The sequence below is a fragment of the Paenibacillus sp. JT31N7 genome (assembly GCF_059692095.1).
In genome coordinates, this window is sequence record NZ_JCAUAT010000007.1 from 133,983 (window position 1) to 160,216 (window position 26,234).

The 26,234-nt window shown below is 53.9% G+C and carries 23 protein-coding genes; 7 read left to right on the forward strand and 16 right to left on the reverse strand.

Annotation, left to right across the window (positions count from 1 at the left end; translation table 11 throughout):
- Positions 1 to 183: 183 nt before the first annotated feature.
- The 4 genes from AC58P5_RS24010 to AC58P5_RS24025 form a co-directional block, all read right to left on the reverse strand.
- On the reverse strand, positions 184 to 2,463 hold the full coding sequence (locus tag AC58P5_RS24010) for a helix-turn-helix transcriptional regulator (protein ID WP_497391107.1): 2,280 nt from the start codon (positions 2,461 to 2,463) through the stop codon (positions 184 to 186).
- 77 nt (positions 2,464 to 2,540) lie between these two features.
- Complete coding sequence (locus AC58P5_RS24015; protein WP_497391109.1) at positions 2,541 to 3,419, reverse strand: carbohydrate ABC transporter permease; 879 nt, start codon at positions 3,417 to 3,419, stop codon at positions 2,541 to 2,543.
- The gene (locus tag AC58P5_RS24020) at positions 3,413 to 4,378 is read right to left on the reverse strand and encodes an ABC transporter permease (protein WP_497391111.1); all 966 of its coding nucleotides are present in this window, start codon (positions 4,376 to 4,378) and stop codon (positions 3,413 to 3,415) included. Before AC58P5_RS24020 ends, AC58P5_RS24015 begins: the two co-directional genes overlap by 7 nt.
- Positions 4,379 to 4,466: 88 nt before the next feature.
- The gene (locus AC58P5_RS24025) at positions 4,467 to 6,059 is read right to left on the reverse strand and encodes an extracellular solute-binding protein (RefSeq protein WP_497391113.1); all 1,593 of its coding nucleotides are present in this window, start codon (positions 6,057 to 6,059) and stop codon (positions 4,467 to 4,469) included.
- A gap of 635 nt (positions 6,060 to 6,694) precedes the next feature.
- Between AC58P5_RS24025 and AC58P5_RS24030 the strand changes: the two genes are divergently transcribed.
- From AC58P5_RS24030 to AC58P5_RS24045, 4 genes are all read left to right on the forward strand, one after another.
- Positions 6,695 to 8,449: an ABC transporter ATP-binding protein gene (locus AC58P5_RS24030; protein WP_497391115.1), complete on the forward strand. Its 1,755-nt coding sequence runs from the start codon at positions 6,695 to 6,697 to the stop codon at positions 8,447 to 8,449.
- A gap of 51 nt (positions 8,450 to 8,500) precedes the next feature.
- Positions 8,501 to 9,178, forward strand: coding sequence for a response regulator transcription factor (locus AC58P5_RS24035; protein ID WP_497391117.1), 678 nt, complete (start codon positions 8,501 to 8,503; stop codon positions 9,176 to 9,178).
- The gene (locus AC58P5_RS24040) at positions 9,175 to 10,248 is read left to right on the forward strand and encodes a HAMP domain-containing sensor histidine kinase (RefSeq protein WP_497391119.1); all 1,074 of its coding nucleotides are present in this window, start codon (positions 9,175 to 9,177) and stop codon (positions 10,246 to 10,248) included. Before AC58P5_RS24035 ends, AC58P5_RS24040 begins: the two co-directional genes overlap by 4 nt.
- Before the next feature lie 380 nt (positions 10,249 to 10,628).
- Positions 10,629 to 10,958, forward strand: a complete 330-nt coding sequence (locus tag AC58P5_RS24045) for a hypothetical protein (protein ID WP_497391121.1) — start codon at positions 10,629 to 10,631, stop codon at positions 10,956 to 10,958.
- A gap of 224 nt (positions 10,959 to 11,182) precedes the next feature.
- Here AC58P5_RS24045 and AC58P5_RS24050 read toward each other — a convergent pair whose 3' ends face one another.
- The 9 genes from AC58P5_RS24050 to AC58P5_RS24090 form a co-directional block, all read right to left on the reverse strand.
- Entirely contained in the window at positions 11,183 to 12,094 is a 912-nt protein-coding gene (locus AC58P5_RS24050) for an ArsR/SmtB family transcription factor (protein WP_497391123.1), read from the reverse strand.
- A gap of 156 nt (positions 12,095 to 12,250) precedes the next feature.
- Positions 12,251 to 13,216 (reverse strand): ABC transporter ATP-binding protein, encoded by a 966-nt coding sequence (locus AC58P5_RS24055; protein WP_497391125.1) that lies wholly within the window; start codon positions 13,214 to 13,216, stop codon positions 12,251 to 12,253.
- Entirely contained in the window at positions 13,213 to 14,193 is a 981-nt protein-coding gene (locus AC58P5_RS24060) for an ABC transporter ATP-binding protein (protein ID WP_497391127.1), read from the reverse strand. The genes AC58P5_RS24055 and AC58P5_RS24060 overlap by 4 nt, the downstream gene beginning before the upstream one ends.
- 5 nt (positions 14,194 to 14,198) lie before the next feature.
- Positions 14,199 to 15,128 carry an oligopeptide ABC transporter permease gene (gene opp4C, locus AC58P5_RS24065; protein ID WP_497391129.1) on the reverse strand — a complete coding sequence of 310 codons (930 nt, stop codon included), beginning with the start codon at positions 15,126 to 15,128 and terminating at the stop codon, positions 14,199 to 14,201.
- 12 nt (positions 15,129 to 15,140) lie between these two features.
- Positions 15,141 to 16,097, reverse strand: a complete 957-nt coding sequence (locus AC58P5_RS24070) for an ABC transporter permease (protein ID WP_497391130.1) — start codon at positions 16,095 to 16,097, stop codon at positions 15,141 to 15,143.
- A 75-nt stretch (positions 16,098 to 16,172) separates the two neighbouring features.
- Positions 16,173 to 17,897 (reverse strand): ABC transporter substrate-binding protein, encoded by a 1,725-nt coding sequence (locus tag AC58P5_RS24075; protein ID WP_497391132.1) that lies wholly within the window; start codon positions 17,895 to 17,897, stop codon positions 16,173 to 16,175.
- 1,158 nt (positions 17,898 to 19,055) lie between these two features.
- Positions 19,056 to 19,535, reverse strand: a complete 480-nt coding sequence (locus tag AC58P5_RS24080; protein ID WP_497391133.1) for a hypothetical protein — start codon at positions 19,533 to 19,535, stop codon at positions 19,056 to 19,058.
- 100 nt (positions 19,536 to 19,635) lie between these two features.
- Positions 19,636 to 19,806, reverse strand: coding sequence for a hypothetical protein (locus AC58P5_RS24085; protein ID WP_326052232.1), 171 nt, complete (start codon positions 19,804 to 19,806; stop codon positions 19,636 to 19,638).
- A 223-nt stretch (positions 19,807 to 20,029) separates the two neighbouring features.
- Positions 20,030 to 20,932: a LysR family transcriptional regulator gene (locus tag AC58P5_RS24090; RefSeq protein WP_497391135.1), complete on the reverse strand. Its 903-nt coding sequence runs from the start codon at positions 20,930 to 20,932 to the stop codon at positions 20,030 to 20,032.
- Positions 20,933 to 21,107: 175 nt separating this feature from the next.
- Here AC58P5_RS24090 and AC58P5_RS24095 point away from each other — a divergent pair, with 175 nt between their 5' ends.
- Entirely contained in the window at positions 21,108 to 21,851 is a 744-nt protein-coding gene (locus tag AC58P5_RS24095) for an SDR family NAD(P)-dependent oxidoreductase (protein ID WP_497391137.1), read from the forward strand.
- A 425-nt stretch (positions 21,852 to 22,276) separates the two neighbouring features.
- Here the strand turns inward: AC58P5_RS24095 and AC58P5_RS24100 are convergent, their stop codons facing one another.
- Together AC58P5_RS24100 and AC58P5_RS24105 are read right to left on the reverse strand one after the other, a co-directional pair.
- Complete coding sequence (locus AC58P5_RS24100) at positions 22,277 to 23,068, reverse strand: formate/nitrite transporter family protein (protein WP_497391139.1); 792 nt, start codon at positions 23,066 to 23,068, stop codon at positions 22,277 to 22,279.
- Between the two features lie 116 nt (positions 23,069 to 23,184).
- Complete coding sequence (locus tag AC58P5_RS24105; RefSeq protein WP_497391141.1) at positions 23,185 to 23,736, reverse strand: helix-turn-helix domain-containing protein; 552 nt, start codon at positions 23,734 to 23,736, stop codon at positions 23,185 to 23,187.
- Between the two features lie 79 nt (positions 23,737 to 23,815).
- On the opposite strand from AC58P5_RS24105, the gene AC58P5_RS24110 reads away from it, so the two are divergent.
- Entirely contained in the window at positions 23,816 to 24,541 is a 726-nt protein-coding gene (locus AC58P5_RS24110; protein ID WP_497391305.1) for an AzlC family ABC transporter permease, read from the forward strand.
- Entirely contained in the window at positions 24,538 to 24,864 is a 327-nt protein-coding gene (locus AC58P5_RS24115; protein WP_497391143.1) for an AzlD domain-containing protein, read from the forward strand. The genes AC58P5_RS24110 and AC58P5_RS24115 overlap by 4 nt, the downstream gene beginning before the upstream one ends.
- A 330-nt stretch (positions 24,865 to 25,194) precedes the next feature.
- Here AC58P5_RS24115 and AC58P5_RS24120 read toward each other — a convergent pair whose 3' ends face one another.
- Positions 25,195 to 26,226, reverse strand: coding sequence for a Gfo/Idh/MocA family protein (locus AC58P5_RS24120; protein WP_497391145.1), 1,032 nt, complete (start codon positions 26,224 to 26,226; stop codon positions 25,195 to 25,197).
- Between the last annotated feature and the right edge of the window lie 8 nt (positions 26,227 to 26,234).

Consider the following 26,234-nt stretch of genomic DNA (forward strand, 5'->3'; position numbering starts at 1 on the left):
ATTAAACTTAATGAGGAGAATAGGCTTACTGCCTTTAATCCGGACGCGTTAATCTTCATTCAGCTATCTTATACACTTTCATCTTAACGCCGCTCATTATCGACCCGGTCAACCTTTCGCCAGGCAACTTTCGTTCCTCGCTTCAAGCGATCCTTGGCCGCCTGAACCACTTTTGGCATCCAGTCAGGAAATCGACTTTCTTCTGTATTCGCTGGGCGAAATGCCGTTGTATTTTTTAAACGTGCTCGTAAAAGTGGACGAATTCAGATACCCCGACTTCTCGCCGATTTCCGCCACCGACCAGTCGGTCGTCTTCAGCCATTCCTTGGCGTGAGCCATCCGGACCTTGTTGAGATATTCCACGAAATTGATGCCGAACGCTTTCTTAAAGTAGTTCGAGAAATATTTCGGGGTTGTTCCCAGCAATTCGGCCATATGATCCAGGTGCAGGTTTTCCTTGTAGTGCGTGTTGATATACTGGGCGATAAATTCCGCTTCCAGTTTCGTGTCGCCGGCCGGTTTCCGCCATTCCGCAAAGCGGCGCGCGGCATATTCCAGCGCGGTTTCGATTTCACGGTAGTCCACCGCGTGATGAACCGACCGGATAAAGCCGTCCTGCAGCCGGATCAGCTCCTGCTGATCGACTTTGCCCGGCTCCACGTACTGCTGCATGTGATAGTACATGCACTCGGCGACGGGAACGAGCTGGTGATGGTGGACATGCCGCTCGGCGTTCTTCGCCAGAATGGCGCGGATCATCGCTAGGCATGCCTCCACGTTCCCTCCCGCAAGGTGGTTGGACAGCTTCTCGATTTCATGCAGCGGGAAGTACACCTTCCACGTATACCGGATCGCCTGCGTATCCGTGACCGGGCTTGCCTCCGAGAGATCCCGGTACATCAGGCCCCGCTTGACCTCGCGGTAAGCGTCCTGGCAGTACTGGATCTTCGAGGCGTAGAGCCTGCTGACGGCCGCCATGACAGTGACGTCCTTCAGCGGTCCGCTCCCGGCTTGCTTCAGCACCTGCCCCATACGCCGGATGACCGGCTCGCGGTCCGAAGGCCGGTCGAGGCCGATCAGCGCCAGGAACTGCAGGCTTCCCGCGTGGAAGACGGCGCAGTGGCTGTTGGCCTCTCCGGCCGCTTCACGCAGCACGGCCTGCAGCGTCTGCTCCAGGGAAGCGGCCCGCAGCGGCGCCGGCGGTTCGCCTCCGGCATCCGGGCTTTCCTTTGGCCGCAGATGAATGGCGGCCATCATGAACTGGCCCGTCTGGAAGAAATCCGCGAAGATGTGCTGCATCCGGTTCTCGAATTCGCGCGAATGCGAGAATTCGTCAAGGGCATGCAGGAACACGCCGCGCCGGATTTCGGAATGCACCGTCTCCATCTGAATTTTGACGGAGGCATTCTCCAGCTGGATCTGCTCGATGCCGCTGCGGATGCGGCTGTAATCCGCCTGCCGTTCCGCCGTTTTTCCGCCCAGCAGGCGGACCAGATCCCCGATCGGCCGGTACAGGTAGTAGCTGAGGAGGATGGAGAGGCCCACCGCCGACAGAATGGCGATAATCATGATCATCCGGTTCCAGGCGACTACCGGCGCGGTGCCCGCGAGTTCCACCGGCATTTTATCAATATAAATAAAATCGTTATAGTCGGATTTATAAAACAGATACTCGTAATCCCGGCTTTTGACCGTCGCTTCCTGCCCCGGGTTAAAATACACCTCGTTCAGCATTTCCACGAGATCCCACTCCGGGTCCGTACTCAGAATACGGTTGCGCTCGGCATCCATCACCATCAGGGAAGTGCCCTGCATCATCGCGGTCTGGTTGACGTGCTTCAGCAGCTTATCCACGTCGATCAGCAGCATAATGTTGTACGTCGAAATCTGGTTGCTTCCCATCAGCACGATGAGATTGCGGCTTTGGACAAGCCGGTCCGCGACCCTCACTTTGAATACGCTTGCAGGAAACACTTTCTGCGTCCGGTTCGTCTCGGCAAAAGACTTCCAGTACTCCGCGTTGTACGTATCGTGCCGGTACTGCTCGTTGAAGAGCGCCTCCAGGCTCGAAGTCCCTTGCGAAGTAATCGCGAAGGCGGACCCTTTCTCGAACAGAACGACCTCTTCCAGATAATCCATGGAGGACACCAGGGTCGTCATGTTTTTCTGCATCAGATACACGTCGTTCATGTTGATCCGGTCATCCTCCATCACCTCCCAAGACTTGTAGGGCAGGGCGTGGATCGAATAGATGAGGTCGTTCATCTCTTTGAAAGCCTGATCGAACGACCGGATGACATGCTTCACAACCAGTTTGTTATTCTCGCTGACTTGACGATAAATACCCGAAATCGAATTCTCGAAGACCAAGTAATTGGATGCGAACATGACAACGGCCACGAGCAGAAGCGACAAGAAAATCTTCAGCAGCCCCATGTTCACTTTCCAGCGGATCCTCGGCATATTCCGTCCCCCTCGCTCTATAACGGAAATGACGCTGTTAGTTCCCTTAATCTTCGACACCCGGCCGGGCATCCCTTCTAGCCTTTTTCGGAACCGAGCATAATGCCCTTGGCGAAATATTTCTGGGCGAACGGATAAATAAGCAGCACCGGAATCATCGAAATGAAGATGGTGGCGTTCTTCATCGCCTCCGGCGTCAGCGCGGCCTGGTCCACAAGCCCCGATTCCTTGGCCTGATCGAAAATAAGCATATCCCGGAGCACCACCTGAAGCGGATAAAGGTTGGCGTCGTTGAGATAAATCAGCGGCAGGAAAAAGCTGTTCCAGTGTCCCATGAAGTAGAACAGGCCGATGGAAGCGAGCGCCGGTTTGGACAGCGGGAGGATGATGCTGAACAGAATCCGGTACTCCGACGCGCCGTCGATCAGGGCGGATTCACGCAAGGACGAGGACATCGACTCGTAGAAGCTTTTGAGAATGAGCAGCTCGATCGTCCAGATCGCGTTGGGCAGCACCAAAGCCCAGATGGAATCCAGCAGGTGAAGCTTTTGCACGACGATGTAAGTCGGGATGATGCCCCCGTTCAGGAACATGGTGATGACGATGGCGATCATAAAATATTTCCGCCCGAAGAACGTTTTCCGGGAAAGCGGATAAGCGGCCACGGCCGTCATTAGCAGATTGATAAGAGTGCCCACGCCCGTATACAGAATCGTATTGAGATAGGCGCGCGGAATACGCGGATTTTGCAAAATTTCCTTGTAAGCGTCCAGGTTAAAGCCCCGGGGCCAGAGAAACACTTTATTCTGCACGATATAAGCCGAATCGCTGAACGAAACCGCGATGATGTACAGCACCGGGTAGACGGTTGCGGCCGCGACCAAACTGAGAATGATCACATTCATCAGATCGAAAAGACCGAATTTGCGGAGGTTCCTCCCCTTTGCGGTTACCATAAGCTGCTGCCTCCCGCTCTCCGGCTGATCATATTGCTGACCAGCAGCATCACGAGCGCGACCAGCGCCTCGAACAATCCTACGGCAGCGGCATAGCTGTAGTTCGTTTCAAGCAGACCTTTGCGGTAGACATAAGTCGAGAACACGTCCGCCACGTCGTAGGTCATCGGGTTGTAGAGCAGAAGCACCTTCTCGTAGCCGATCCGGAACATCGCGCCCGTTTTCAGAATGAACATGATCGTGATCGTCGGCAGAATGCTCGGAATCGTGATGTAGCGCATCATCTGGAATCGCGTACAGCCATCCACGCGCGCCGCTTCGTACAAGGTCGGACTGACGCCTGCGATTGCGGCCAGATAAATGATGGCGTCGTACCCGATCGTCGCCCAGATATCCGAGGACACGTAAATGGTACGGAACCATTCCGGGTCGATCAGGAAATAGGTCCGGGTAAAGCCGAGCGCCTCGATAATCGTATTGAGCAGCCCCCGGGTCGGCGACAGGAAATCGATAATCATGGACGAGATAATGACGACGGACAGGAACGCAGGCAGATAGCTTAACGTCTGCACCGTCTTTTTGAAAACTTGCAGGCGCACTTCGTTGAGCAGCAGGGCGAACAAGATGGGAAACGGAAAGCCCCACAAGAGAGTAAACAAGCCGAGCAGGATCGTGTTGCGGAACAGCATCCAGAAATCTTGGCTGGAGAAAAACGCTTTGAAATGCTCCAGTCCCACCCATTCGCTGCCCAGGATGCCTTCATAGACGTTGTAATTTTTAAACGCGATAATCAGCCCGTACAAGGGGCCGTAGCGGAACAGGATAAAGAAGACGATACATGGGATGAACAAAAGCAGGAGCTGGCGGTCCCTCTTGATGTGCCGCAAAATTTCCGCTCCTTTGGAACGCTTCGGTTGGCTGACCGCCGTTGGGGCCAGCTCGGGTTGTGCCGGTTGCATGCAGGGTACCTCCTTCAAGGCGGAAGGGGCACCCGCCAAAAACGCGGATGCCGTCCGTCTTTGCTCTGTTTCTTGCGGAAAAGCGCGCTTATTTGCTGTCGAACCGTTTCTGCGCGTTGTTGTAGGCTTCGATATAGGCGGAAGCGCCCATTTTCTCGGCGGTTTGCAGCCATTCATTCCACTGCGCGTCGCCGTAGCTCTTGTTCAGAATGTACTTGGTGCTGAACTCGTTGGCGGATTTCTGCAGAGATGTCAGCACATCGGCGATTTTCTTCGTTTCGGGGTCGGTAAATTTCAGAACGGGGTCCAGCACGTCGATCTTGTTGTTTTTGGCCATCTTGTCCTGGGCCTCTTGCTCCTTCTCCGTAAAGTTGTAGTACACGCTGCGGCTGTCCGCACGGACGTACATCCCTTCCAGCCAGAGCCCGTAGCGGTCCTTGAGGACGCCGATGTCGACGTTAGGCACGTCTTTCAGCTCGGGATAGACGGCCTTACCGCCTTCCATCTTGAAGGTCTCTCCTTCGACGCCCATCGTGACCAATGCCGCCCCGGACGGGCTGGACAAGTAATCGAGCAGCTTGAGCGCCACTTCCTTGTTCTTGTTGTTGGATACGACGATCCCGTAGTTGTCGATCTTGGAGAGCTGCTTGATTTTACCCGTCGGTCCTACCGGATTCCCGTAGCGCAAGTTGTAGTCCGGATTCTGGGACTTGACCTGGTTATGGAATAGATCCAGACGGCCGATCCAGTCGAACGTGACGAAAGACTTGTTGTTCGTCGTCATTTTGGCGGTCCAGGACGCATCCGTATCCGTGACGAATTCGGGATCGAGCAGCCCCTCGTTGTACAGCTTCTTCATGAAATCGAGCATTTGCTTATATTCCGGCTGGATAAAAGCAAGCTTCCACGTCTTCGCATTCTCGTCATAGACCGCCGGATAACTCGCTCCGCCAATCCCCCAGCCCGGCGCCCAGTCCCGGAAAATATAATCTTTCGTTTTGGACGCGTACGGATAAGAAGTCGGGTACGCTTCTTTCAATTTTTTCAGCGCCTGATAGAATTCTTCGGTAGTGTTCCATTCCTGGATGCCCAGCTTGTCGAAAATATCTTTGCGGTACAGGAAGCCGTGGTTGACATCCCGGTTGATGTTGTAAATCGGCCAGGTGTAGAGGTTCTCTTTGTCGTCGGACCAGGACTTCATCACCCAGCTGCTGTCTTTGTTATCTACATAAAGGCTTTTGAAGTTAGGCAGCTTGTCGAGATAGGAATTGATCGGAGTCAGGGCCCCCTGCGAACCTAATTTGTTGGCTTCCGCCGGTGTAAGTCCGTGAAAAACGTCCGGCAGCTTGCCCGAGGCCATCACCACTTTTAACTTATCTTTGTAGTTGGCGGTGGAATAGGCCTGGATATTCAGCTTGATGCCGGTTCTTTTCTCGATTTCCTTCACGATGAGCTTGTTGCTCAGATCCGGATTGTCGCTGACCAGCATCCAGTTCAAGGTAACGGGTTCGTCTACCAGCGGAAGCTTGAGCCCGCCCGTGTCCCCGTAGTCTGCCGCGGCGGCGGTGCTCGGTTTCGTATTTGCAGAAGATGCCCCCTCCTGCTTGCCCCCGGCGCACGCCGATGCGATCGATGCAAACAGCGTCAGGGATAAAAACGTCGATAGAAGCTTACGGGTCATACTTGTGCCTCCTTGACCTCAATGATGGATTTGCGCTAGAGGCGTTCCGGTGTTCGGCTTCTGGCGCCCTCCGCACACCCCCAGTATAGAAAGCCCGGAGAGATTCCGTAAATAAAGCGTTTTCACAAAACTGCGGATTTTTCTCTACTCCTCCCCGAAAAATGATCAAAGTCCTTGACAGGCAAGGGACGGAGACGATGTAGAAAATGATAAAGCGGTAGAAAATAATAAAATTCCGGCTCTTTGTGCGGCTGCCGCGGGCGTACAAAAAAAGCACCCTCAACGGATGCTTCTGGTACCAGACGCCGGTATGGAGCGTGGACCAGCCCGTTGCGCTCCACGTATAGTTGGAGTTGGCTTTCGTCGTTCAGCTGTAAGCGCCGTTTGCGGCGAGCGCGTCCAGATTGACCGTGTTGGCGCCTTGCAGAGCGTCCGGACGCGTGCCGTCAGTGTATGGTCTTATTGTTAGCCCCATGTTAGGCGGGTTTTAATCTTTCATGCAGGTGAGCGGTTGCGTCCATTCCATTTCCAGTTAATATGGAGTTCATAAATGCATGATAAATTTACGGCATAGAACATAAACCACAGAAAAAGATTGTGTGGCCACACAGTTTTACGGGAGGAGAACATTTAAGATGAAAGAAACTATACAAGACAAGAAAAAAACGGGGAATTGGCGGCTTTTCCTCCGCATGATTCAGGATACCCATCCTTCGAAGCTGCTTTTAATCGCCGCCCTTGTGATGAGCGTGGCAACGACCGGGGTCGGCTTTGTCGTCCCCCTCTTTACGAAGAAGCTCGTGGACGGCTTCTCGATTCAAGCGATGGATCCGTGGCAGATCGGCCTGCTGGCGCTGGCGTTCATTCTGCAGGCGGTGGCCAGCGGCTTGTCCATTTACCTGCTCAACCGGGTCGGCCATCATGTGGTAGGGAGCCTGCGCGACCGCTTGTGGAAGAAGCTGCTTCACCTGCCGATTTCTTTCTATGATAAAAATGAATCCGGCGAGATGTTAAGCCGGGTAACTAACGACACCGCGCTCGTCAAAGAAGTGATCACCGAGCATCTGGCCAACTGCATCACCGGTGTGCTGTCCATTACCGGTTCGGTCATTATCCTGTTGTTCCTCGATTGGAAAATGACGCTGGTCATGCTGCTCGCGGTCCCGGTCGCCATGGTGGTGCTTATGCTGCTCGGTAAAAAAATGTTTGCCATTTCGCGGGGCATGCAGGAGGAAACCGCCAAGTTTACGGCGGTACTCAATCAGGTTCTGCCCGAGACACGTCTGGTCAAAGCGTCCAATGCCGAAGAAATCGAGTACGAGCGGGGAAAAACCGGCATCACGAACCTGTTCCGGTTCGGCCTGCGCGAAGCGAAAATCCATGCGCTGATCAGTCCGCTCATCTCGTTCGTCCTGATGGCCGTGCTTGTCGCCATTATCGGTTACGGCGGCGTCCGCGTATCGTCCGGAGCGCTGACTGCGGGCGACATGGTCGCCTTCATTTTGTATCTGATCCAGATCATAATTCCGGTCACCCAGTTGACCATGTTCTTTACTCATCTCCAGAAAGCGATGGGTGCGACGGAAAGAATGATGACCGTCCTCGAAGAGGAGGAAGAACACCTGTACGAGGGAACGAAACTGGACAGCGTCTCCCGCCCGATTCATGTCAAGGACGTCGACTTCGCTTACGAGAACGAACACATATTGTCGCACCTTAACTTTACGATCGAGCCGGGCAAAGTAACGGCCATCGTCGGTCCGAGCGGCGGCGGCAAAACCACGACGTTCTCGCTGCTGGAGCGCTACTATAAGCCGACGGGCGGCACGATTACGCTCGGGGATACGCCGATCGAGCAGTTCTCGCTGCATTCCTGGAGAAGCCATATCGGCTACGTCGCCCAGGAAAGCGCCCTGATCTCGGGAACGATCCGTGATAATATCTGCTACGGGGTCGAACGGGAAGTGACCGATGCCGAGCTGCACAAGGTCGTAGAAATGGCTTACGCGGGCGAATTTATCGCCGAGCTGCCGCAGAAATTCGACACCGAAGTCGGCGAACGGGGAATCAAGCTCTCCGGCGGACAGCGCCAGCGGATCGCTATCGCCCGGGCTCTGCTCCGGGACCCGCAGATTCTGATGCTGGACGAAGCGACATCGAGCCTGGACAGCCAGTCCGAGATTTACGTCCAGAAAGCGCTGGACAATCTGATGAAAGGCCGGACGACACTGGTCATCGCCCACCGCCTCTCCACCGTCGTGGACGCCGACAATATCCTTTTTATCGAAAAAGGACATATTACGGGAAGCGGCACGCATGAGCAGTTGTTCCAGACCCATTCCATGTACAAGGAGTTCGCCTCCCAGCAGCTGAGGCTTCAAGAAGCGTAACTTTTCGCAAAGCAATGAGGATGAAAGACTATTAAAAAGGGGGCACAGCCGATGGCGAACATTCTGGTTGTCGACGATGATGCGCATATCCGGGAGCTTGTGCTGATCTTTTTGCAAGCGGAGGGACTTCAGGTGTTCGAGGCCGTCGACGGGATCGACGCTCTCTCCAAGCTCGAAACTCACAAGATCGACATGGTCATTCTCGATATTATGATGCCGAAGATGGACGGATGGCAGCTGTGCCGCGAAATCCGCGCCCATTACGGCGATCTTCCCCTGCTTATGCTGACCGCCAAGGGCGAAACGAGCCAGAAGGTCAAAGGCTTCAATCTGGGGACGGACGACTATCTCGTCAAGCCGTTCGAGCCGGCCGAGCTGGTTGTCCGGGTAAAATCGCTGCTGAAGCGGTACCGGATTTCGGTCTCGCAGGCGGTGGAAGTCGGGTCGGTGACCATGAGGCGCAGTACGTACGAGCTGCTGTGGAACAACGAGAGCCTGACGCTGCCCTTGAAAGAGTTCGAGCTGCTGTTCAAATTGGGAAGCTATCCGGGCAAAACCTTCTCGCGCGACCAGCTTATCGAGGAGATTTGGGGCTACGATTACGCGGGCGACGAGCGGACCGTCGATGTGCATATCCGGCGGCTCCGGGAGCGGTTTCCCGAGGAAGACTGCGGCTTCAGAATCCGCACCATACGGGGGCTGGGCTACCGCCTGGAAACGGCGGAATGAGGAAAAGCCTCCTTGCCCGGGCCCGCACGGCCGTTCTTATTCTGCTTGCCGCCGCAGCTATTATGCTGCTCTGCACCTACGTGGCGTACACCGGCTTGCCTTTCCTGTATTCCCTGCTCGGCGCGGAGCCGGTTCCCTACTGGAAGCAGGCGATTTTCGCCACCGTCGTCTTCATTCTTTTCGTCGGCTGTGTCGGCGCGATCTCTTCCTTAATGAGCAAAAGGCACATGCTCGTCTGGGATATGATCCAGGACGCCATGCGGCGCATCGCCAAGGGTGACTTCTCCGTCAGCATCGATATCCCGCTGGATGAGAAGGACCGGCTCGGCACAATCGTTTCCAACGTGAATCAGATGGCCGTGGAACTTGGAGCGCTGGAAAAAATGCGGCAGGAGTTCATCTCCAACGTGTCGCACGAAATCCAGTCTCCCCTGACTTCTATCCAGGGCTTCGCCAAGGCGATCAAGCAGGAAAATCTCTCGCCGGAAGCGCGGCTTCGCTATATTACGATCATTGAGACGGAGAGCGAGCGCTTATCCAAAATCAGCGACAATCTGCTCAAGCTGACTTCGCTGGAATCGAAGCATCACCCGTTCGAACAGGTTACGTACAGGCTGGATAAGCAGCTTCGCAATGTCGTGCTGGCCAATGAACCGAAATGGCTGGAAAAGAAGCTCGACATGGAAGTCGAGCTGGAGCCGGTCACATGCCGGGCCGACCGGGATCTGATGAGCCAGGTATGGATCAACCTCCTGTCTAACGCCATCAAATTCACGCCGGAGGGCGGCACGATCCGCATCATGCTAGTCACCCTGGAAGACCGTGCCCGCGTGACCGTAGCCGACACCGGGATCGGGCTGACGGAGGAAGACCGCCAGCATGTGTTCGAGCGCTTTTACAAAGCGGACAAATCCAGAACCTCTTCCGGCGGAGGAAGCGGGCTGGGGCTGTCGATCGTGCAGAAGATCATCGAGATGCACGGCGGCGAAATTTCCGTTGAGAGCCGGCCGGGCGAAGGCACCGTTTTCCATGTGACATTGCCATTGGAGGCTCAGGAGCCGAACGCGTGAAACCCCGTTTTCCGCTTGTTCCCCCTTGGAAGTACAGGGATCCGATGAGGCATAAGCTCCTCTTTTAAAAGCATACCTGTGCCGGGATAGAATCGGTGATAGAACCGGCGCCCGAAGCCGTGTGTGCCATTTTTTCCATGCTACAAAAAGACTCCCGCCAAGAAAACCGTTGTTCAATTCTTCCGATTCCACTACAATATTGAAAGCATTCCGGGACCGCTTTTCCTTCCTCGCGGAAACCCTGGACAAGAAAAAGGAAATGGAAGATTGGAGCAGCCGGTACGAAGCGAAAAGCCGTAAGATAAAGGAGCAAATCACGAAGCTTACGGGTCGCGAAACCTTTGCCGTGATCGAAGCGACGCAGAAAGAAATCCGCGTCTATGCCGAGACCGGCATTGCCGATATGCTTTACCGCGATCTCGGGCTGTCCAAGGCTCCAGGCTCAGCACCTTCCCGACCCTTGGGGCGGGAAGGTGCTGAGCCCGGAGGCACTGCCCGCCATCGATGCGGATCATATCGTCCTTTTGGCGGACAACGAGCAGAACGCGCTGGAGCAGAGCCGGCTGTGGGGCGGGCTGCGTGCCGTAAAAGCGGGCCATGTCTACCGGGTGACGAGCAGGCAAAGTTACAACGAGGCGTTTTTCGCACTCGGCAAAGAAAATCTGATCGGACAAATCGCCGAAGATATTCTGCAAAAAAATAAGCGTTAAGTACCCTGCTGACGCCGAGAACGTAAAAAAGCCGGATCTCTGAAAAAGAGAAAATCCGGCTTTTTGCATACTTACTGGCTTTGGGCTTTGGCCTCTGGCTTCTGGCTTAACTTTTGCTCGGCTTCAATCCGCGCTCTATGCCTTCGCCTCTAGCGGGTTTTGCCGTGTGCTCCCCCGCCTTTCAGCTCGCCCTGTACCGGGCAAGCGGCCTCCAGCAGCTTCGGCTAGTCTTCGAGGTAGTCCAGCAGCAGCGCCTGCAGCTCGCCCACGGCCGATGTCCGCAGGCTGTACCCCGTGACGGTTTCCCCTGTCACATGGGCCTTGAGCAGACCTGCGCACCGCAGGCTGAACAGATGCTCGTGGGTAATCCCTTTCGATATGCCCAGGTACCGCACCACCTCGATAAAGCTATGGGGTTCGCTGCGCAAAAACCGAAGGATCCGCAGGCGGCTTTTCTCGCTCAGGCTGCGGAGCATCCGGTACAATTTCGGCGACGGCCCCTCCTCATGGTCGTGACCGGGCATAACGGCCGGGTACTGACAGAGTGTAACGGGCCCGAAGTTGTAAAACACATTCCCCGGCACAAAGTGGTATTGCGGCGTCAAAACAACCTTTTCCAGGCTTCCGCCCGGCTCGAAATACATGCCCCCTGTCGTCTGCTCCGTCAGTTCGACGGCAGGCATCCGTCCGATGAGGGCGCGGTTTTTCTCCGCGTCCTCATCGAGGGCGGTTAGGATGCCGGGGTCAACCTTCGCGAAGTACTGGCTGTTCCACTCCGACAGGAGGTGGACAAACTTGTCCCGCACCGCCTGCATGTCGGCAGGAAAATTCTGGACGTACGGCGACAGGAGAACGTACAGGTCCCCGAGGGACAAGTTTTCAAGCCACCGCAGGAAGCCGGGCACGCTTTTCTTTTCGGGAGACAAGTAGGCAATAAGAAAAATCAGCCGCCATTCGGGCGACAATTCCATCGAATCGAGTTCCTGCCGGAAATCGCCGGTCAGTCCCGTACGGATTTCGGGGGCCCAGTCGGGGCCTAGATCGATTCTTTTATACCAGATCTTGCACAGATACGTATGCAGACTGACGATCAGTTCGTTCGCAGGCTGAAACGAAAATTCAACTTCATAAGCCATTGCCGTTCACGCTTCCCTTCGAACCCAGGCTATAGTTGTCTGGTTGCCTGTCCTGTATGCGCCCGTTCAATGGAGGGCGGTCAAACAGCTTGCACGAGATACCCGGGCGGATATTCTGCTCAAGTATACGGACTGCTAGAAGAAGTGTACATGGCGTCAAACCAAATGGCAAGCGACATAATGCTCGCCCCCTACGCTGCGGTATTCGGGAACGGCTTCCCTGCACACCGGCTTGGCGAACGGACACCGGGTGTGGAATTTGCAGCCGGAGGGCGGATCCACCGGACTCGGGATATCTCCGGTCAGCACGATTCTCTCCCGGCGGATTTCCGGATCGGGGATCGGAATGGCCGAAAGCAGCGCCCGCGTATACGGGTGAAGCGGATTGGCAAACAGCTCGTCGCGCGGAGCCAGCTCCATCAGGGAGCCGAGGTACATGACGCCGATGCGGTTGCACAAATGCTCCACGACACTGAGATCGTGAGAAATAAACAGATAGGTCAGATTTTTCTGGTCCCTCAGATCGCTGAACAGGTTAATAATCTGAGCCTGAATGGACACGTCCAGAGCGGATACCGGCTCATCGGCGACGATGAAATCCGGGCCCAGAATAAGCGCCCGCGCAATGCCGATCCGCTGTCTCTGTCCGCCCGAGAACTCGTGCGGAAACCGGTCGATATGATGCGGAGCCAGTCCGCACACCGACATGATCTCCAGCACCCGTTCCCGGATCTCCGCCTTGGAGGCGAGCCCGTGGTCCAGCACGGCCTCCCCGATGGCGTCCCCTACCCGGATGCGCGGATTAAGGGAGCTGTACGGGTCCTGGAAAATGATCTGCATGTCGGTGCGGAGCGTGCGCAGCTCCGGTTTGGACAACGAGAAAATATCGCGGTCCTTGTAGATCACTTCACCGTCCGTTATATCCGTCAGACGGAGAATGGATCTCCCGGTCGTACTCTTGCCGCTTCCCGATTCCCCGACCAGGCCGAAGGCGTCGCCCTTGTTGATCGTGAAGCTGATATCGTCGACCGCCTTGACGTGATTCACCGTCCGGTTCAGAAAGCCGCCGGAAACCGGGAAATATTTTTTCAAGCCTTTCACTTCAAGCAGTTTCGTACTCACCGGACTCCCTCCTCGTATAACCAGCAGGCCGTTCTATGGCCCGCGCCCGTCTCGAGCATCGGAGGCTGTTTCGTGCGGCAGATCTCCATGCAGTGCTCGCAGCGGTCGCTGAAATAGCACGATTCCTGCAGATCCACCAGCTTCGGCACCTGCCCCGGAATCGTGTACAGCCGTTCCTTGCGCTGGTTGACGACGGGCTTGGCCCGCAGAAGCCCCTGCGTGTACGGATGTTTCGGATTGCGGAACAGATCCAGCACCGGCGATTCCTCGATGACCTGGCCGGCGTACATCACGACGACATGGTCGGCCATCTCCGCCACGACCCCCAGATCGTGCGTGATCAGCAGGATCGAGGTGCGGCGCTCTTCCTTGATCTTGCGCAGCAGGTCGAGAATCTGCGCCTGGATCGTCACATCGAGCGCCGTAGTCGGCTCGTCGGCGACGAGCAGCCGCGGATTGCAGGAAAGCGCGATGGCGATCATGATGCGCTGCAGCATGCCGCCGCTAAGCTCATGCGGGTAGCTGTCGTAGATGGATTCGGCGCGTGCGATGCCGACCATCGTGATCAGCTCCAACGCCTGCTTCTTCGCCTCTTTCCGGGAGACGAGCCGGTGCTCGATAATAGGCTCGATCATCTGCTCGCCTATGGTGAGTACCGGGTTCAGCGACGTCATCGGCTCCTGGAAGATCATCGCGATCTCATTGCCGCGCAGATGGCGGATGTCTTTCGGCCCCGCCTTCAGCAGGTCCTTGTCGTCGAACCAGACCTCACCCGCGACCGTCTTCCCGCCCGGCTCCTGAACGAGCCTCATCAGTGACATGGCGGTTACGCTTTTGCCGCAGCCCGACTCGCCCACAATGCACAGCGTTTCTCCTTCTTTCAGGCTCAGACTGACGTTGTCTACGGCTTTCACCGTTCCTTCGTCGGTATAGAAATGCGTACTCATCTGTTTAATTTCAAGCAATGGTTTGTTCATTAGGCTCACCTGCTTTTCATTTTCGGATCCATGGCGTCTCTCAGTCCGTCACCCAGCAAATTCACGGCAATGACCGTGATAAAGATGGCGAAGCCCGGCGGCGCCCACAGCCACGGCCGCTTCTGGAAATCGATCAGCGAATTGGCCGCGTCGATCATGTTCCCCCAGGAGGCCGTCGGAGGCACGACGCCGAGCCCGAAGTAGCTCAGCGTCGACTCGCCGATGATGGCCCCGCCAACCCGCAGCGTCGCGACGACAATCAGCAGCGGAACCGTATTCGGCAGCAAATGGTTAAACAGTTTGCGCCGGTCCCTCAGGCCGAGGGCATCGGCGGCCTGGATGAATTCGCGTTCGCGCAGGCCCAGAATCTGGCTGCGCACCATCCGGGCGAGTCCCGGCCAGCCCACCAGGCTGAGCATGATCATGACGATATACAGCCGGTAATCGGACGGCACTTTCCATTCGGACAGGACGGCGCCCATAATGAACAGCATCGGCAGCTCGGGAATCGTCATCAGCACATCGGCAACGCGCATAATGACTTGATCGACGACTCCCCGGTAAAAGCCCGCGAGAATGCCGAGCACCGATCCGATCAGGACGGACAGTACCATGGATGCGAGGCCGACTGTAAGCGAGATGCGGCCCGCCTGCATAAGCCGGGTCAGAATGTCACGGCCCAGCTGGTCCGTACCGAGCCAGTGCTTCAGGCTCGGCGGCGCTTTGATCAGGCCGGCATCCACTTTACCCGAGCTGTACGGCGAGAACAACGGGCCGATGAAGCAGAGCAGAAATATAAAAATAAGAACCCCCAGACCAAGCATGGCCATCTTGTTCTTCCTGAGCCTCAGAAACGACTGTTTCCACAAAGAAGACTTAGGAGCCGACGGCTGTCCTGCGGCCGGGTTTATCGTATGTTGAGCGCTGACTGGCATGCAAGAGCCCTCCTATTTCAATCTTACGCGCGGGTCCGCCACGCGGTAGAGCAGATCGGCGATCAGGTTGCTGATCACGGTCAAGGTCGCGATAAAAATCGTGAACCCCATCAGAACCGGATAATCCCGTACGGAAAAAGCCTGCATGTACACCTGCCCGATCCCCGGCCAGTTAAAGATTTTCTCCGTGATGATCGCTCCTCCGAACAAGGAAGGGATCTCGAAACCGAGCAGGGTGATGGCGGGCAGCAGCGCATTGCGCAGCGCGTGCTTGTATACGACCGTCTTCTCCTTGAGCCCCTTGGCTCTTGCGGTCCGGATAAAATCCTGCTTGATGACCTCCAGCAGATTCGTCCGGAAATACCGGGTCAGCGAACCGACGCTCAGCATCGTCAATACGGCAACCGGTAGAGCCATGTGTCGAACGACCTCCCATGCATAAGCCAGACCCGTCGACGTGCTTCCGGTCGTGGTTTTGCCTCCCGGCGGAAACCAGCCGAGGTCGACCGCGAGCAGTTTAATAATGAGCAGCCCCACGAAAAAAGCCGGAAGCGACATGGCGGCGAAGACCAGAAACGTAATCAGGGCGTCAAACCAGGAATACTGCTTCGTAGCCGAGAAAACCCCGATCGCTATCGCGATCAGCCACGTGAAAATCATGGAGGTGAACGCAATCAGAAAAGAATTGCCGATAAAGCTGACGACCAGCGAGGTCACCGACTGCTGGTACTGCAGCGAGAAACCCAGATCGCCCTTGAGCAGATTGCCCAGCCAGATAAAATAACGCTCGACGACCGGCTTATCCAGTCCGTACAGCTCTTTCAGCTCGATCTTGCGCTCCATGGACAACTTCGGGTTGGAATCGACAAAGTCGCCGGGCGTCAGCGCATACAGCATAAAAATAAGCAAAGAGGCCCCGATCAGGGTGATCAGCATATAAATCAATCGTTTGATTACGTAAGACTTCATTGTGTACCTCCCAAGAAAGATGCCCAGCCTGTAAGCTGGGCATAACTCTTTCCGCTATTGATAGGATAGAAAAGACTACTCGATCTTCAGCTTAGACAGGCTGGAGGAAATGCCCGTGTAGCCGTTTGGTTTGAAGCCTTCGATTCTCGCGTTATGCGCGGAAATGATTTTCCGGTACGTCAGCAAAATAAACGGCGGATCGTCGGACAGTTCCTTATACAGCTCTTTATAAGTCGCTTTTCTCTGCTCGATGTCAAAGGAAGAGATTCCTTTCTCGATCAGCTCATCCACTTTCGGATTCGCATAGCCGTTCGTATCGGTGAAGCTGCTTTTGTTCTTGGAGTAGAAGCTGATAACACCGTCGGACGGATCGGGCAGCAGCGTGGTCGAGAAGGAAGCCAGATCGTGATCGCCTTTGCTTGTTCTTGCCAGCAGGGCGTTGTAGTCCATCAGTTCCGTTTCGAGCTGGATGCCGATGTCCTTGTAATTTTCTTTGGCAATCGGAACGAGCACGTCGCTGAGCGGGCCCTTCGTCGTGAAGTAATGGACTACCAGCTTCGCGCCGTCTTTCTCCCGGATGCCGCCCTCTCCCGGTTTCCAGCCCGCATCGTCGAGAAGCTTCTTCGCTTTTTCCTGATCGAACTTGAACGTATTGACGCCTTCTTCGGTATAAGCCCAGGAAGCGGGAGAAATCGGCACGTTCGCTACCTGGCCGTAGCCCTGGTAAGCGGCTGCGACTATTTTCTCGCGGTCCAGGCCGTAAATAAACGCCTGACGGACGTTTTTGTCTTTAAAAATCGGCTTGCTGTGGTTGAACTTGATAAAGCTGTAAGCCGTAGAAGTGTAGATGTTTACGTTCGCGTAGCCGAGACCTTTGAGAAGCTCCAGGCTGTCGTCGTTGGCCGGATAAGAGCTGTAATCCACTTCTCCGGTCTGGAAGAATTGGGTCGCGTCGCCGGAGGTCGTTTTATAAATAAAATGTTCCACGGACGGCTTGCCGCCGAAGTAGTTTTCGTTCGCGATGAAGCGGACTTCCTGTCCCGGAATGAATTTCTCCAGTTTGTACGGGCCCGTTCCTACCGGCTTGGAATGAAGCGTTTTTATGTATTCCAAATTGCCGGGCGTGTAGTTTTTGCCGTAGTAAGCTTTGGAAAGAACCTGGCCGCCCAGCAGTTGAAGCGCTCTGGCGTTAGCTTTCTCCGTCGTGATTTCGATCGTTTGCGGATCGGTAACCTTGATGCCTTCGATTGTGGAGGCTTTGCCCTCTTTATAAGCCTGGCCGCCTTTAACGACCGTTTCCGTAATATCCGTTTCGCCGTCGTAAGCTTTGTCGTAGAGCACGCTCAGGGTGAACGCTACGTCATCCGCGGTCAACGGGGAACCGTCGCTGAATTTCAGGTCTTTTCTAAGATGGAACGTATACTTCAGCCCGTCCTGGGAGATGTCCCATTTCTCGGCCAAAGCCGGGATCGGCTTACCGGTTTCGTCGATGTCGACCAGCGGCGTGAACATGACCGAAGTTACGTTGCCGTCGTAGCCGTTGTGATAGAAATAAGGATTGAACACTCCGCCGGGTTCCGTGAGAGTAACCACGACCGTATCCTTCCTTGCGGTAGCGGCGGCCGGCGACTTGGATTTGTCGGTAGCGGCAATAAACTGATCCGCGCCCGTCTGCTGTTTGGCCTGGTCGTCCGTTTTCGGCGCTTCCGATGCGCCAGGTGTCCCGGAGCTGCTGCAAGCCGACAAGGCCAGTGAAGCGGCCAAAATCAGACTAACAGCATATGAAGCTCTTTTTTTCATGGTAGTTCCTCCCCGTTTTTAAGCTGCATCCCATCCGAATGCCAATTTCTTAATATCCCATTGGTAAAGTAGGAATTAATCTATCGCCATTATAGGAGGATTTTTCAGTTCTGTAAATAGGGAACTTAAAAAAAATTCTCCGAAAACAGTACCGATAAACACTTGATAAGTATTGTCCGCCAACAAAAGCATTTTAAATATATTTTTCTTTTTAATGGTTTATGATACAATTAGTACCTGTTAAGGAGTTGAACCATGAAAAGAAGGTAAAACATTCAAAGCAATCCTTCTCATCCCATAAAAAGTGCTATCCACATAAATAGCTGATGCTCATTCTTGAGCACCAGCTATTTTGATACATCCGAGTAAATGCATGAGTTCTCATCCATATATATTTTCTATTTTTTTTTAGTTTGAAGGTATTATTTATATCCCTTATAGTTTCTTCATCGTCAAGTTTAAATGATAACTGAAAAGGAGGAGCTGTATCTAAATGGAATTCATAGAAACAGGACTAAAACTATTTGTGTTTATAATAGTTATTTCACTATTCTTTACTTTGGTAGGGTTCCTAGTTAAAAGATATCTAAGTGACTTCTTTCAAGATGTTTCTAAAATAATAATAAAAATATTTAGTTCAATTAAAGAAGTTTTTAGAAAAACGGGCTGACCCTATTGTTAGCCCGTTGAACCTGTTGAGAAACCTCGCTACTCTAAGCAAACGTCCTCTCAGACTGATGATTCTGGGGACGCTCATTACGGCGACATATCCCTCAGCGCGGGCTGTTTCAATCAGTTCAGTAAAGGTCGATTTTTCTCCTCCTTTTTGTACTATTGCAACATAATGGTTATGAGCAATACGCTTTGTTTAAATTCTCTATGCGTCTATTTTTTCTTTAATACGTTCCTGACAGTTAAGACAATATGCAGGCGTTCCTTTAAACCGTTTTCACATTTTATGACCGCTTACGCCGAATGATAACCGAATAAAAGCGGCACAAAAAAGACGCCCGGCCGTAAAAGCGGGGGTCTTTGTTTCGTGGGCGGGCGGCCTTCGAAGAGGGCGCCTGTTTATTTAATTTGCGGCTTCGGGCGTGTCTGGGTATACGTTCGGGCCGGTATTCCTCTCGGGTTTCCGGCCCTGCCCCCGGTCAGCCGTTATCCCGCACCCTCTTCCGAACCGGGCGCAAGCTTGCTCCCGCCGCGGAAAAAGGCCGGCAGCCGCACGTGAACGAACTCGGCCGCCAGCAGCGTCACCGTCAGCCCTGCCAGAGACAACGCGACGGCGAGCGGTACGTCCCAGATGCGGGGAGTCTCCGTAAAAAAGGGGATCAGGGAAACGGCGAGAATCGGAGGCGCGTTCCATTTGACCTTGTTCAGCCAAATGATGATAAGCGTATTGACGAAAAGCGCCAAAATGCCGGGAACGAGGTAATAAATCAGGGTGCCAATGACCGTGGCCAGCACAGCTCCCGCCGAAATGGAACTCATCGCTTTCGCGTTGAACGGACGGGAAATAAACAGGAAGCTGAATGCCCCCAGCGCGGGGAAGAACAGTCCGTGCATGGCCGGGTAGTGCTTCGAGGCCCCGTAAACGAGCATGATGTAGAGCGCTACACCGATTATTTTCACATTCATGACGAGCTGTTCCTTTCTCAAGCGAAAGACACCAAGTCCCGGAAGCGGGCTTGGTGTCTTCCTCTCCTTTATTGACCATTTACAAGGATTTGTGGAAGGTTCACGAGTTTCTTTGAAGTTCATATTCATTCTGATGCAGCTCTTTAATCATGGTTCTCAGAAAGCTGCTTTCCTGCATACCGAGACCTTTCGTATTGTCTTTTGCAATCATGTCTCCGATGGTACGCTTTAAAATCTCACTGCGTCTTCCCAACATTTTCGCATACGTCAATCCAAGTCAACTCCCGGTTCGTTTATTTCGTGTGTAGAACACTCTTATAAGTATAAAGAAGGAAGCCGACTTTGGAAAACGGACTCAGCCCTCCTGACGGAGGCTCACCCGCGCTCACCCCCGACGAGGCGTACTGAGCCGTGACGTTCGGAAACATCCTCCGGTATCCTCCCTTATCCTGCCAAGAATCCCGAAGGGGCCAGACGCAAGGCGAGCCGGGACCCTACTGAAGCCCGCTTCTCAGCCGCTCAACAAACGTCTTGGAAATCCGCGAGAAATGGCGCCCTTCCGAGCGTACCCAGCCCAGGTAAACCGGCGGGCCCGCGTTGAATTCCAGCTCCGCCGTCATCATGTTGACTTCCGTGAACATGGGAGCCCATTCCCGCCGGAAGGAATAATCCATCCCCACGGTGACCGCATTCTGCTCTTCAACCGCCTTGCGGATGGCGTCCGTGTTGTTGGTCGTGAATAAAATGTCCACCTCGCCGTGCTCCGCGGCGAACCGGTTCATAAACCACCGAACGTACTCGTCGTTATACAGCACGACGGGCTGGGTACGGAGCATCTCGGGCGTAACGGCTCCCCGGTAAGCCAGCGGAGACTTATCGCTCATACCCACGACCATTCTTCCTTCCAGCAGCCGTTCGAAGGTCAGGCCCTCCCTTTTTTTGAGCAGACTCTCGAAGAAAATGATGAATCCGATGTCCAGCCTGTTATGGCGGATATCATCGAGAATTTCCTGCGAGCCTTTCTCCGTGATTTCCATCCGCACCAGCGGGTAGTCTTTCTTAAACCCCGCGACGGCATCGACCAGAAGGGACATCGGCCCCGGAATGGTGCCTATCCGAAGCTCTCCGCTCAGCGTCTCGCTCCAGCCCCGCGCCGCTTCTTTAAGCTCGTCCAGCTTGCTCAGCACTTCGAACGCTTTGCGGATGATCACCTGGCCTTCGGCTGTCGGAACCGCGCCCATCCGCGAGCGCGCGAACAGAACAACTCCGAGTTCGCCTTCCAGGTGAGTAATGGACTGGCTGACCGCGGATAAGGACACGTGCAGATTGCGTGCGGCGCTAGTGATCGATCCCGTTTTCGCCACTTCGACGATATATTCCAACTGCTCCAGATGCAAAATTCCGCCCCCTTCCTTAAGTGTGGCTTAAGTATAGCTTATTAAGTTTAAATAGTTCTATAGGAATAAAAGCGATACAATAAAAGCAAGATGATGAGGACTTGCCCTATGGCAGGGCCTGGATTACAGAGCCGTAACGACCGTTCACCCTATTTATGAAACGGAGAGATGCCTCATGAGATTTACGGACAAAGTAGCCATCGTAACCGGCGGTGCCAGCGGAATCGGAGAAGCGACAGTCCGACTGTTCGCCCAGGAAGGCGCAAAAGTCGTCATCGCGGACTTTTCCGACCGCGGTCAGACCGTAGCGGACGAGCTTAAAGCGGAGGGCCGCGATGCCCTGTTCGTTAAAACCGACGTCACCAAGGAAGACGACGTTAAACATATGGTTGCCGAAACGGTCAAACAATACGGCAAGCTGGATATTTTATTCGCCAATGCGGGCATTGCCAAAGACGGCCCCGCCGACAAGCTGAGCTGGGAATCCTGGCAGAAGACTATCGACATCAACCTGTCGGGCGTCTTCCTCAGCGACAAATACGCGCTGGAGCAGATGCTTGCCCAGGGCACCGGAGGCGCGATCGTGAACTGCGGCTCGATTCACAGCCACGTCGGCAAAGCCGGCGTCACCGCGTACGCTTCCGCGAAAGGCGGCGTTAAGCTGCTTACGCAAACGCTGGGCATCGACTATGCGCAGCACGGCATCCGCGTGAACGCCGTATGCCCCGGCTATATCGACACGCCGCTGATCGCCGGACGCACCCAGGCCATCACGGACCACCTCGTGGCCCTGCATCCGATGGGGCGTCTCGGCAAGCCGGAAGAGGTCGCGAAAGCCGTGCTGTTCCTCGCCAGCGACGACGCCTCCTTCGTGACCGGCACGACGCTGCTCGTGGACGGCGGATACACCGCCCAGTAACGCGACGCACGATTCGCCGGATTGATATTTCCTGCCGGGGAATATCAATCCGGCTTAATAAACCTTAAACCTCCTTAACCGTTTAGCCGGTTAAGGAGGTTTTTTGCTGCCCGCGGGAGCGAGACCCGTACGCCCGTCGCGGGCAAGCTCTCCGGCGCAGTCGAGGCTGCCGGTACGCGGGCCAGCCGGCGCGGCCGACGTAGCCGGGGCAGCCGCGCCAAAAAGGCTCATCCCGCTTGGCAGGATGAGCCCGGCAAAGCGCCGGACGGACGGCCGACGCACAAGAGCCCCGGGGCAGCCGCGTCCCGAGCTTGCGGTGAGGCGTCTGCTCCAGGCCCGCGGTAAGGCGTCACGTGACGGTGATCAGCCCCGGTCCCGCTATAAATCTTCGCATGAAGGCGGCAGCCCCCTGCTCTTTTTCCAGGCTAATCTTCTTCGTGCTCGTCCATAAACGGCTTGTTCACGTAATGGTACATAACCGCCATTAGGATACCGCCGCCGATAAGATTGCCGAACGTCACCGGAATCAGATTATGGAGAACCCCGCCCCAGGAAATCGTGTCTGGATGCTCGACCACCAGCGCAATCGCGAACGTACACATATTGGCAATGCTGTGCTCGTAACCGGAAATAAAAAAACAGAAGACGAACAGCATCATGGCGAACAGCTTCGCCCCGTCCCCTTTGAGCGACATCGGAATAAAAAAGGCCAGACACACGAGCCAGTTACAAAGAATCGCCCGAAAAAAAAGCTCAAACGAAGGCGCGTTCATCTTTTTTTCCGCTACGCTCAGCAGGAATCCGTTCACGTCGTGCTCCCTGAAAAGCCCCGTCGCCAGAATCAGCAGCGCGAACGCCACGGCTCCGAGAACATTGCCTCCGTAGCTTGTCAGCCATAACCGGATGACCTCCGGCCAGCGGAGCTTCCGCCTTAATGCGGCAAACGTATAATAAAACGTATTTCCCGTAAAAAGATCCCCGCCGCCGTACGAGATCAGAATGATCGCGGCACCGAAAGTGATCGCGGCCATCGGATAAGTGAACGGGGAATGCTCCAAATAGAAGAAGCTTCCCGTCTTGAAGGCGACGATCACCCCGAATCCGATAAACATGCTCGCCAGCGCGGAGCGGGATAAATAGCGGAGCTTGCTCTGCTTATAAATTTTCATTTTTTTCATAGCCAGTTTCTCAACTTGCAGCAGCGGCTGTACTTCCATAACCCGGTCTCTCCCTTTCCGGTGTCTTCACCTGTTGTTGATATTTTCCATTCCTATGTAGCTTATTATGAATCCCGTTTTTAATAAAGGGCTATATAAGAACTCGTGCCAGGCTATTAATCGGGATAAGAGATAATAATATAAAATCTAACCAGTTCATCCGTAGAATTGATATAAATATGTTCGGTATTCGCGTTAAATTTAATCGTTTCATCGGGGGTTAATTCAAACTTCTCCCCTTGAACATCGAGTGTAAGTACACCGCGTTGTATAAGTACATATTCCTCGCCTAGATGCTTTTCCGAAACATGACTAAAACCCGGTTTCAAGTCTACCGTGAAAACTTCAAACTTTTTGTCCGGATTAAAGGGGAACATAGAATACACGAGATAATTTCCGTCATCATCGATCAAGGGGTTCAGCTGGTTGATGTTTATTTTTTCGATTTGCGGCTTATCCGTTTCCTTTAAAAAAACGGAAAAAGATACGTGCAGCCCGTTGGCAATTTTCCAGAGAGTGGTGACAGTCGGATTCGATTTTCCGTTTTCAATTTGAGCCAGCATCGCTTTACTGACTCCCGTTAATTCCGCCACGGTGTCTAGGCTCAATCCTCTTTTTTTTCTCAACTGGGCAAGATTATGAGCGATAACCTTCTGAATAAACTCCATAAAACATCTCCTTGACTCTCTTTTTTGTTTAATATAGCATACAAATATACAATATAACATACAAAAAGGTGAGGAAATGATGCACGAATTAGCTCATGAAATGACTACCGAAGAAAATCTCCCTACCTTCTCCCAAGGCGTAAAAGATTGCATTCCGACTTTATTCGGCTATATCAGCATCGGAATTGCCATGGGCATTGTCGGGGTATCATCCAATCTAAGTATACTAGAAGTTACCCTTTTATCGGCATTGGTTTACGCCGGAGCGTCTCAATTCATTATTTGTGCATTACTTGTTTCGGGAAGTCCTGTTTCAGTCATTCTATTTACGACTTTCGTTGTAAATCTGCGGAATTTTTTATTGAGTATGGCGTTGGCTCCCCGCTTTGCGAAATATTCTTTATTAAAAAATATCGGGGTTGGAGCGTTTGTAACGGATGAATCGTTCGGTGTAGCCATGAACAAGATTGCCAAAAGAGAACCGATAAATGTCCAATGGATGAACGGACTGAATGTAACCGCGTATATCTTCTGGGTTTTATCTTGTATGGCGGGGGCTTTCTTCGGCAAATGGATTTCAAATCCCGAAGTATTCGGTTTAGATTTTTCTTTGACCGCTATGTTTTTGGCGCTGCTTGTTTTGCAATTACAAACTATTAACAATGGAAAGTTGAAGTTTTATTTAACCTTAATTATTTATGTCGTTATATTAATGCTGGTTCTATGTATGTTTGTTCCTTCTTATGTAGCCATCATTTTATCAACGATTATTGCTGCAACTATCGGGGTGGTAAAAGACAAATGAGTATTCAGATCTCCTTTTTATTCATCATTTTAGGGTGTACCGCCGTAACCTTCCTTCCAAGAATTATCCCGTTTATCGTTATAAGAAATATTAATCTTCCGAAAGTTGCAGTCAAATGGCTTTCGTATGTTCCCGTCTGTATTTTTACTGCGCTTATCGTCGAGAGTTTCATTAAGGAAGATGAATCCTTACTGGCGATTGACTGGAGTGTTCTCACGGCTATCGTACCGACTCTTGCTGCGGCCCTATGGACGAAAAGTCTATCCGTTACGGTTATAGTTGGAATAGTGTGTATGGCTGCTGTCAGGTTTTTGATTTCATGAAATCCGATTCTTCTATTTTTATATAACCTTCTTGTCATTTGCCGCACAAAAAAAAGGATAGGACAAACAAAATTTCTGTTTGTTCCTAATCCTCTTCTAAAAGTCTTTTCCCTTATTTCAAGTGTCTTAGTGCTGAATCAAGCTTCCGGCAAAATACCGGGCCGGGCCTCACGCTGACAGCGGCAGATCCGCTGATCCGCCGCCGCGCTGGATCATGAACGCTTTCTCGCTCTTCGTAAACGTATTGTCGGACAGAGCGGCATAGAGACAAAAGAGACCCCTCTTCCACCTCGTACAGCAGATATGAAGAGTCTCTTCTAAATAATAAAGCTATCTGGCCGGAGTGCCCTGGCACGCGATTTCCCTGCCGGACCGGGCGGATTCATAGGTGCCCAGTATGATCTCCAGTGAATGCCTTCCCTCCGTTCCGGGCACGAGGGGCTCTCTGCCCTCCCGGACTGCAAGAGCCATGTCCCGGATCTGGATCCGGTGTCCGTCGGGAATTACCTTGAACGGTTCGAATTCCGGGAGTTCCACAGGTTCACCGTCGATTTTAAGCGCCACGATATCGTCGTCTTCGATCACCAGGGAGCCCCTCTCCCCGTGAATTTCGACGCGGTGCACAGGCCCCAGGTGCGCGGTGGTCGTAATTTCGAGCAGGCCCAGCGCGCCGCTCTCGAACTGAAGCACCGATACCGCGGTATCCTCCACTTCAATATCCCTCAGGACGGCTTTGGCTTTGCCGTACAGGGAGGCGACGGGGCCCGCCAGCCACTGGAGGAGGTCCACCGTATGAATTCCCTGATTCATCATGGCCCCGCCCCCGTCCATCGCCCAGGTGCCGCGCCAGCCCGCGCTGTCGTAGTAATCCTGGCTGCGGTAAATGTTCACATAGCCTGAGCATAGGCTGAGCTTGCCCAGCCGGCCCTCCCGGATCAGCTCCCGGGCATAACGGGCCGCCGGGGACATCCGGCGGGGAAATACCGTCGAGAGAAGCACGCCGTTCTCGCGGCTAACCCGGATCATTTCGTCGAGGTCGGCCATGGTAATGGCCATCGGCTTTTCGACGAAGACATGCTTGCCCGCTTTGGCGGCCTGCACGGCCTGCCCGGCATGGAGCCCGCTCGGCGTGCAGATGCAGACCACGTCCAGATCGTCGAGGGCGAGCATCTCTTCGATGCTCTCGTAGACCGCTGCCGAGTAGGTCTGTCCGAAACGGACCGCGTTCTCCGGAACGAAGTCATATACCGCGGTCAATTCCGCTTCCGGCGTCTCTTGGATTCCCTTCGCATGGATGTCGGCGATGATGCCGCATCCGATAAGGCCGAACCGGACTGGCTGCGCCTTAACCGGTGTTGTCATAAGAAGTC

What these genes read in the sequence shown, in the direction of transcription:
- AC58P5_RS24010 (WP_497391107.1), bottom strand. Translation starts at nt 2,463, where the DNA reads ATGCCGAGGATCCGCTGGAAAGTGAACATGGGGCTGCTGAAGATTTTC.
- AC58P5_RS24015 (WP_497391109.1), bottom strand. Translation starts at nt 3,419, where the DNA reads ATGGTAACCGCAAAGGGGAGGAACCTCCGCAAATTCGGTCTTTTCGAT.
- AC58P5_RS24020 (WP_497391111.1), bottom strand. Translation starts at nt 4,378, where the DNA reads ATGCAACCGGCACAACCCGAGCTGGCCCCAACGGCGGTCAGCCAACCG.
- AC58P5_RS24025 (WP_497391113.1), bottom strand. Translation starts at nt 6,059, where the DNA reads ATGACCCGTAAGCTTCTATCGACGTTTTTATCCCTGACGCTGTTTGCA.
- AC58P5_RS24030 (WP_497391115.1), top strand. Translation starts at nt 6,695, where the DNA reads ATGAAAGAAACTATACAAGACAAGAAAAAAACGGGGAATTGGCGGCTT.
- AC58P5_RS24035 (WP_497391117.1), top strand. Translation starts at nt 8,501, where the DNA reads ATGGCGAACATTCTGGTTGTCGACGATGATGCGCATATCCGGGAGCTT.
- AC58P5_RS24040 (WP_497391119.1), top strand. Translation starts at nt 9,175, where the DNA reads ATGAGGAAAAGCCTCCTTGCCCGGGCCCGCACGGCCGTTCTTATTCTG.
- AC58P5_RS24045 (WP_497391121.1), top strand. Translation starts at nt 10,629, where the DNA reads ATGCCGAGACCGGCATTGCCGATATGCTTTACCGCGATCTCGGGCTGT.
- AC58P5_RS24050 (WP_497391123.1), bottom strand. Translation starts at nt 12,094, where the DNA reads ATGGCTTATGAAGTTGAATTTTCGTTTCAGCCTGCGAACGAACTGATC.
- AC58P5_RS24060 (WP_497391127.1), bottom strand. Translation starts at nt 14,193, where the DNA reads ATGAACAAACCATTGCTTGAAATTAAACAGATGAGTACGCATTTCTAT.
- opp4C (WP_497391129.1), bottom strand. Translation starts at nt 15,128, where the DNA reads ATGCCAGTCAGCGCTCAACATACGATAAACCCGGCCGCAGGACAGCCG.
- AC58P5_RS24070 (WP_497391130.1), bottom strand. Translation starts at nt 16,097, where the DNA reads ATGAAGTCTTACGTAATCAAACGATTGATTTATATGCTGATCACCCTG.
- AC58P5_RS24075 (WP_497391132.1), bottom strand. Translation starts at nt 17,897, where the DNA reads ATGAAAAAAAGAGCTTCATATGCTGTTAGTCTGATTTTGGCCGCTTCA.
- AC58P5_RS24080 (WP_497391133.1), bottom strand. Translation starts at nt 19,535, where the DNA reads ATGAATGTGAAAATAATCGGTGTAGCGCTCTACATCATGCTCGTTTAC.
- AC58P5_RS24095 (WP_497391137.1), top strand. Translation starts at nt 21,108, where the DNA reads ATGAGATTTACGGACAAAGTAGCCATCGTAACCGGCGGTGCCAGCGGA.
- AC58P5_RS24100 (WP_497391139.1), bottom strand. Translation starts at nt 23,068, where the DNA reads ATGGAAGTACAGCCGCTGCTGCAAGTTGAGAAACTGGCTATGAAAAAA.
- AC58P5_RS24105 (WP_497391141.1), bottom strand. Translation starts at nt 23,736, where the DNA reads ATGGAGTTTATTCAGAAGGTTATCGCTCATAATCTTGCCCAGTTGAGA.
- AC58P5_RS24110 (WP_497391305.1), top strand. Translation starts at nt 23,816, where the DNA reads ATGCACGAATTAGCTCATGAAATGACTACCGAAGAAAATCTCCCTACC.
- AC58P5_RS24115 (WP_497391143.1), top strand. Translation starts at nt 24,538, where the DNA reads ATGAGTATTCAGATCTCCTTTTTATTCATCATTTTAGGGTGTACCGCC.
- AC58P5_RS24120 (WP_497391145.1), bottom strand. Translation starts at nt 26,226, where the DNA reads ATGACAACACCGGTTAAGGCGCAGCCAGTCCGGTTCGGCCTTATCGGA.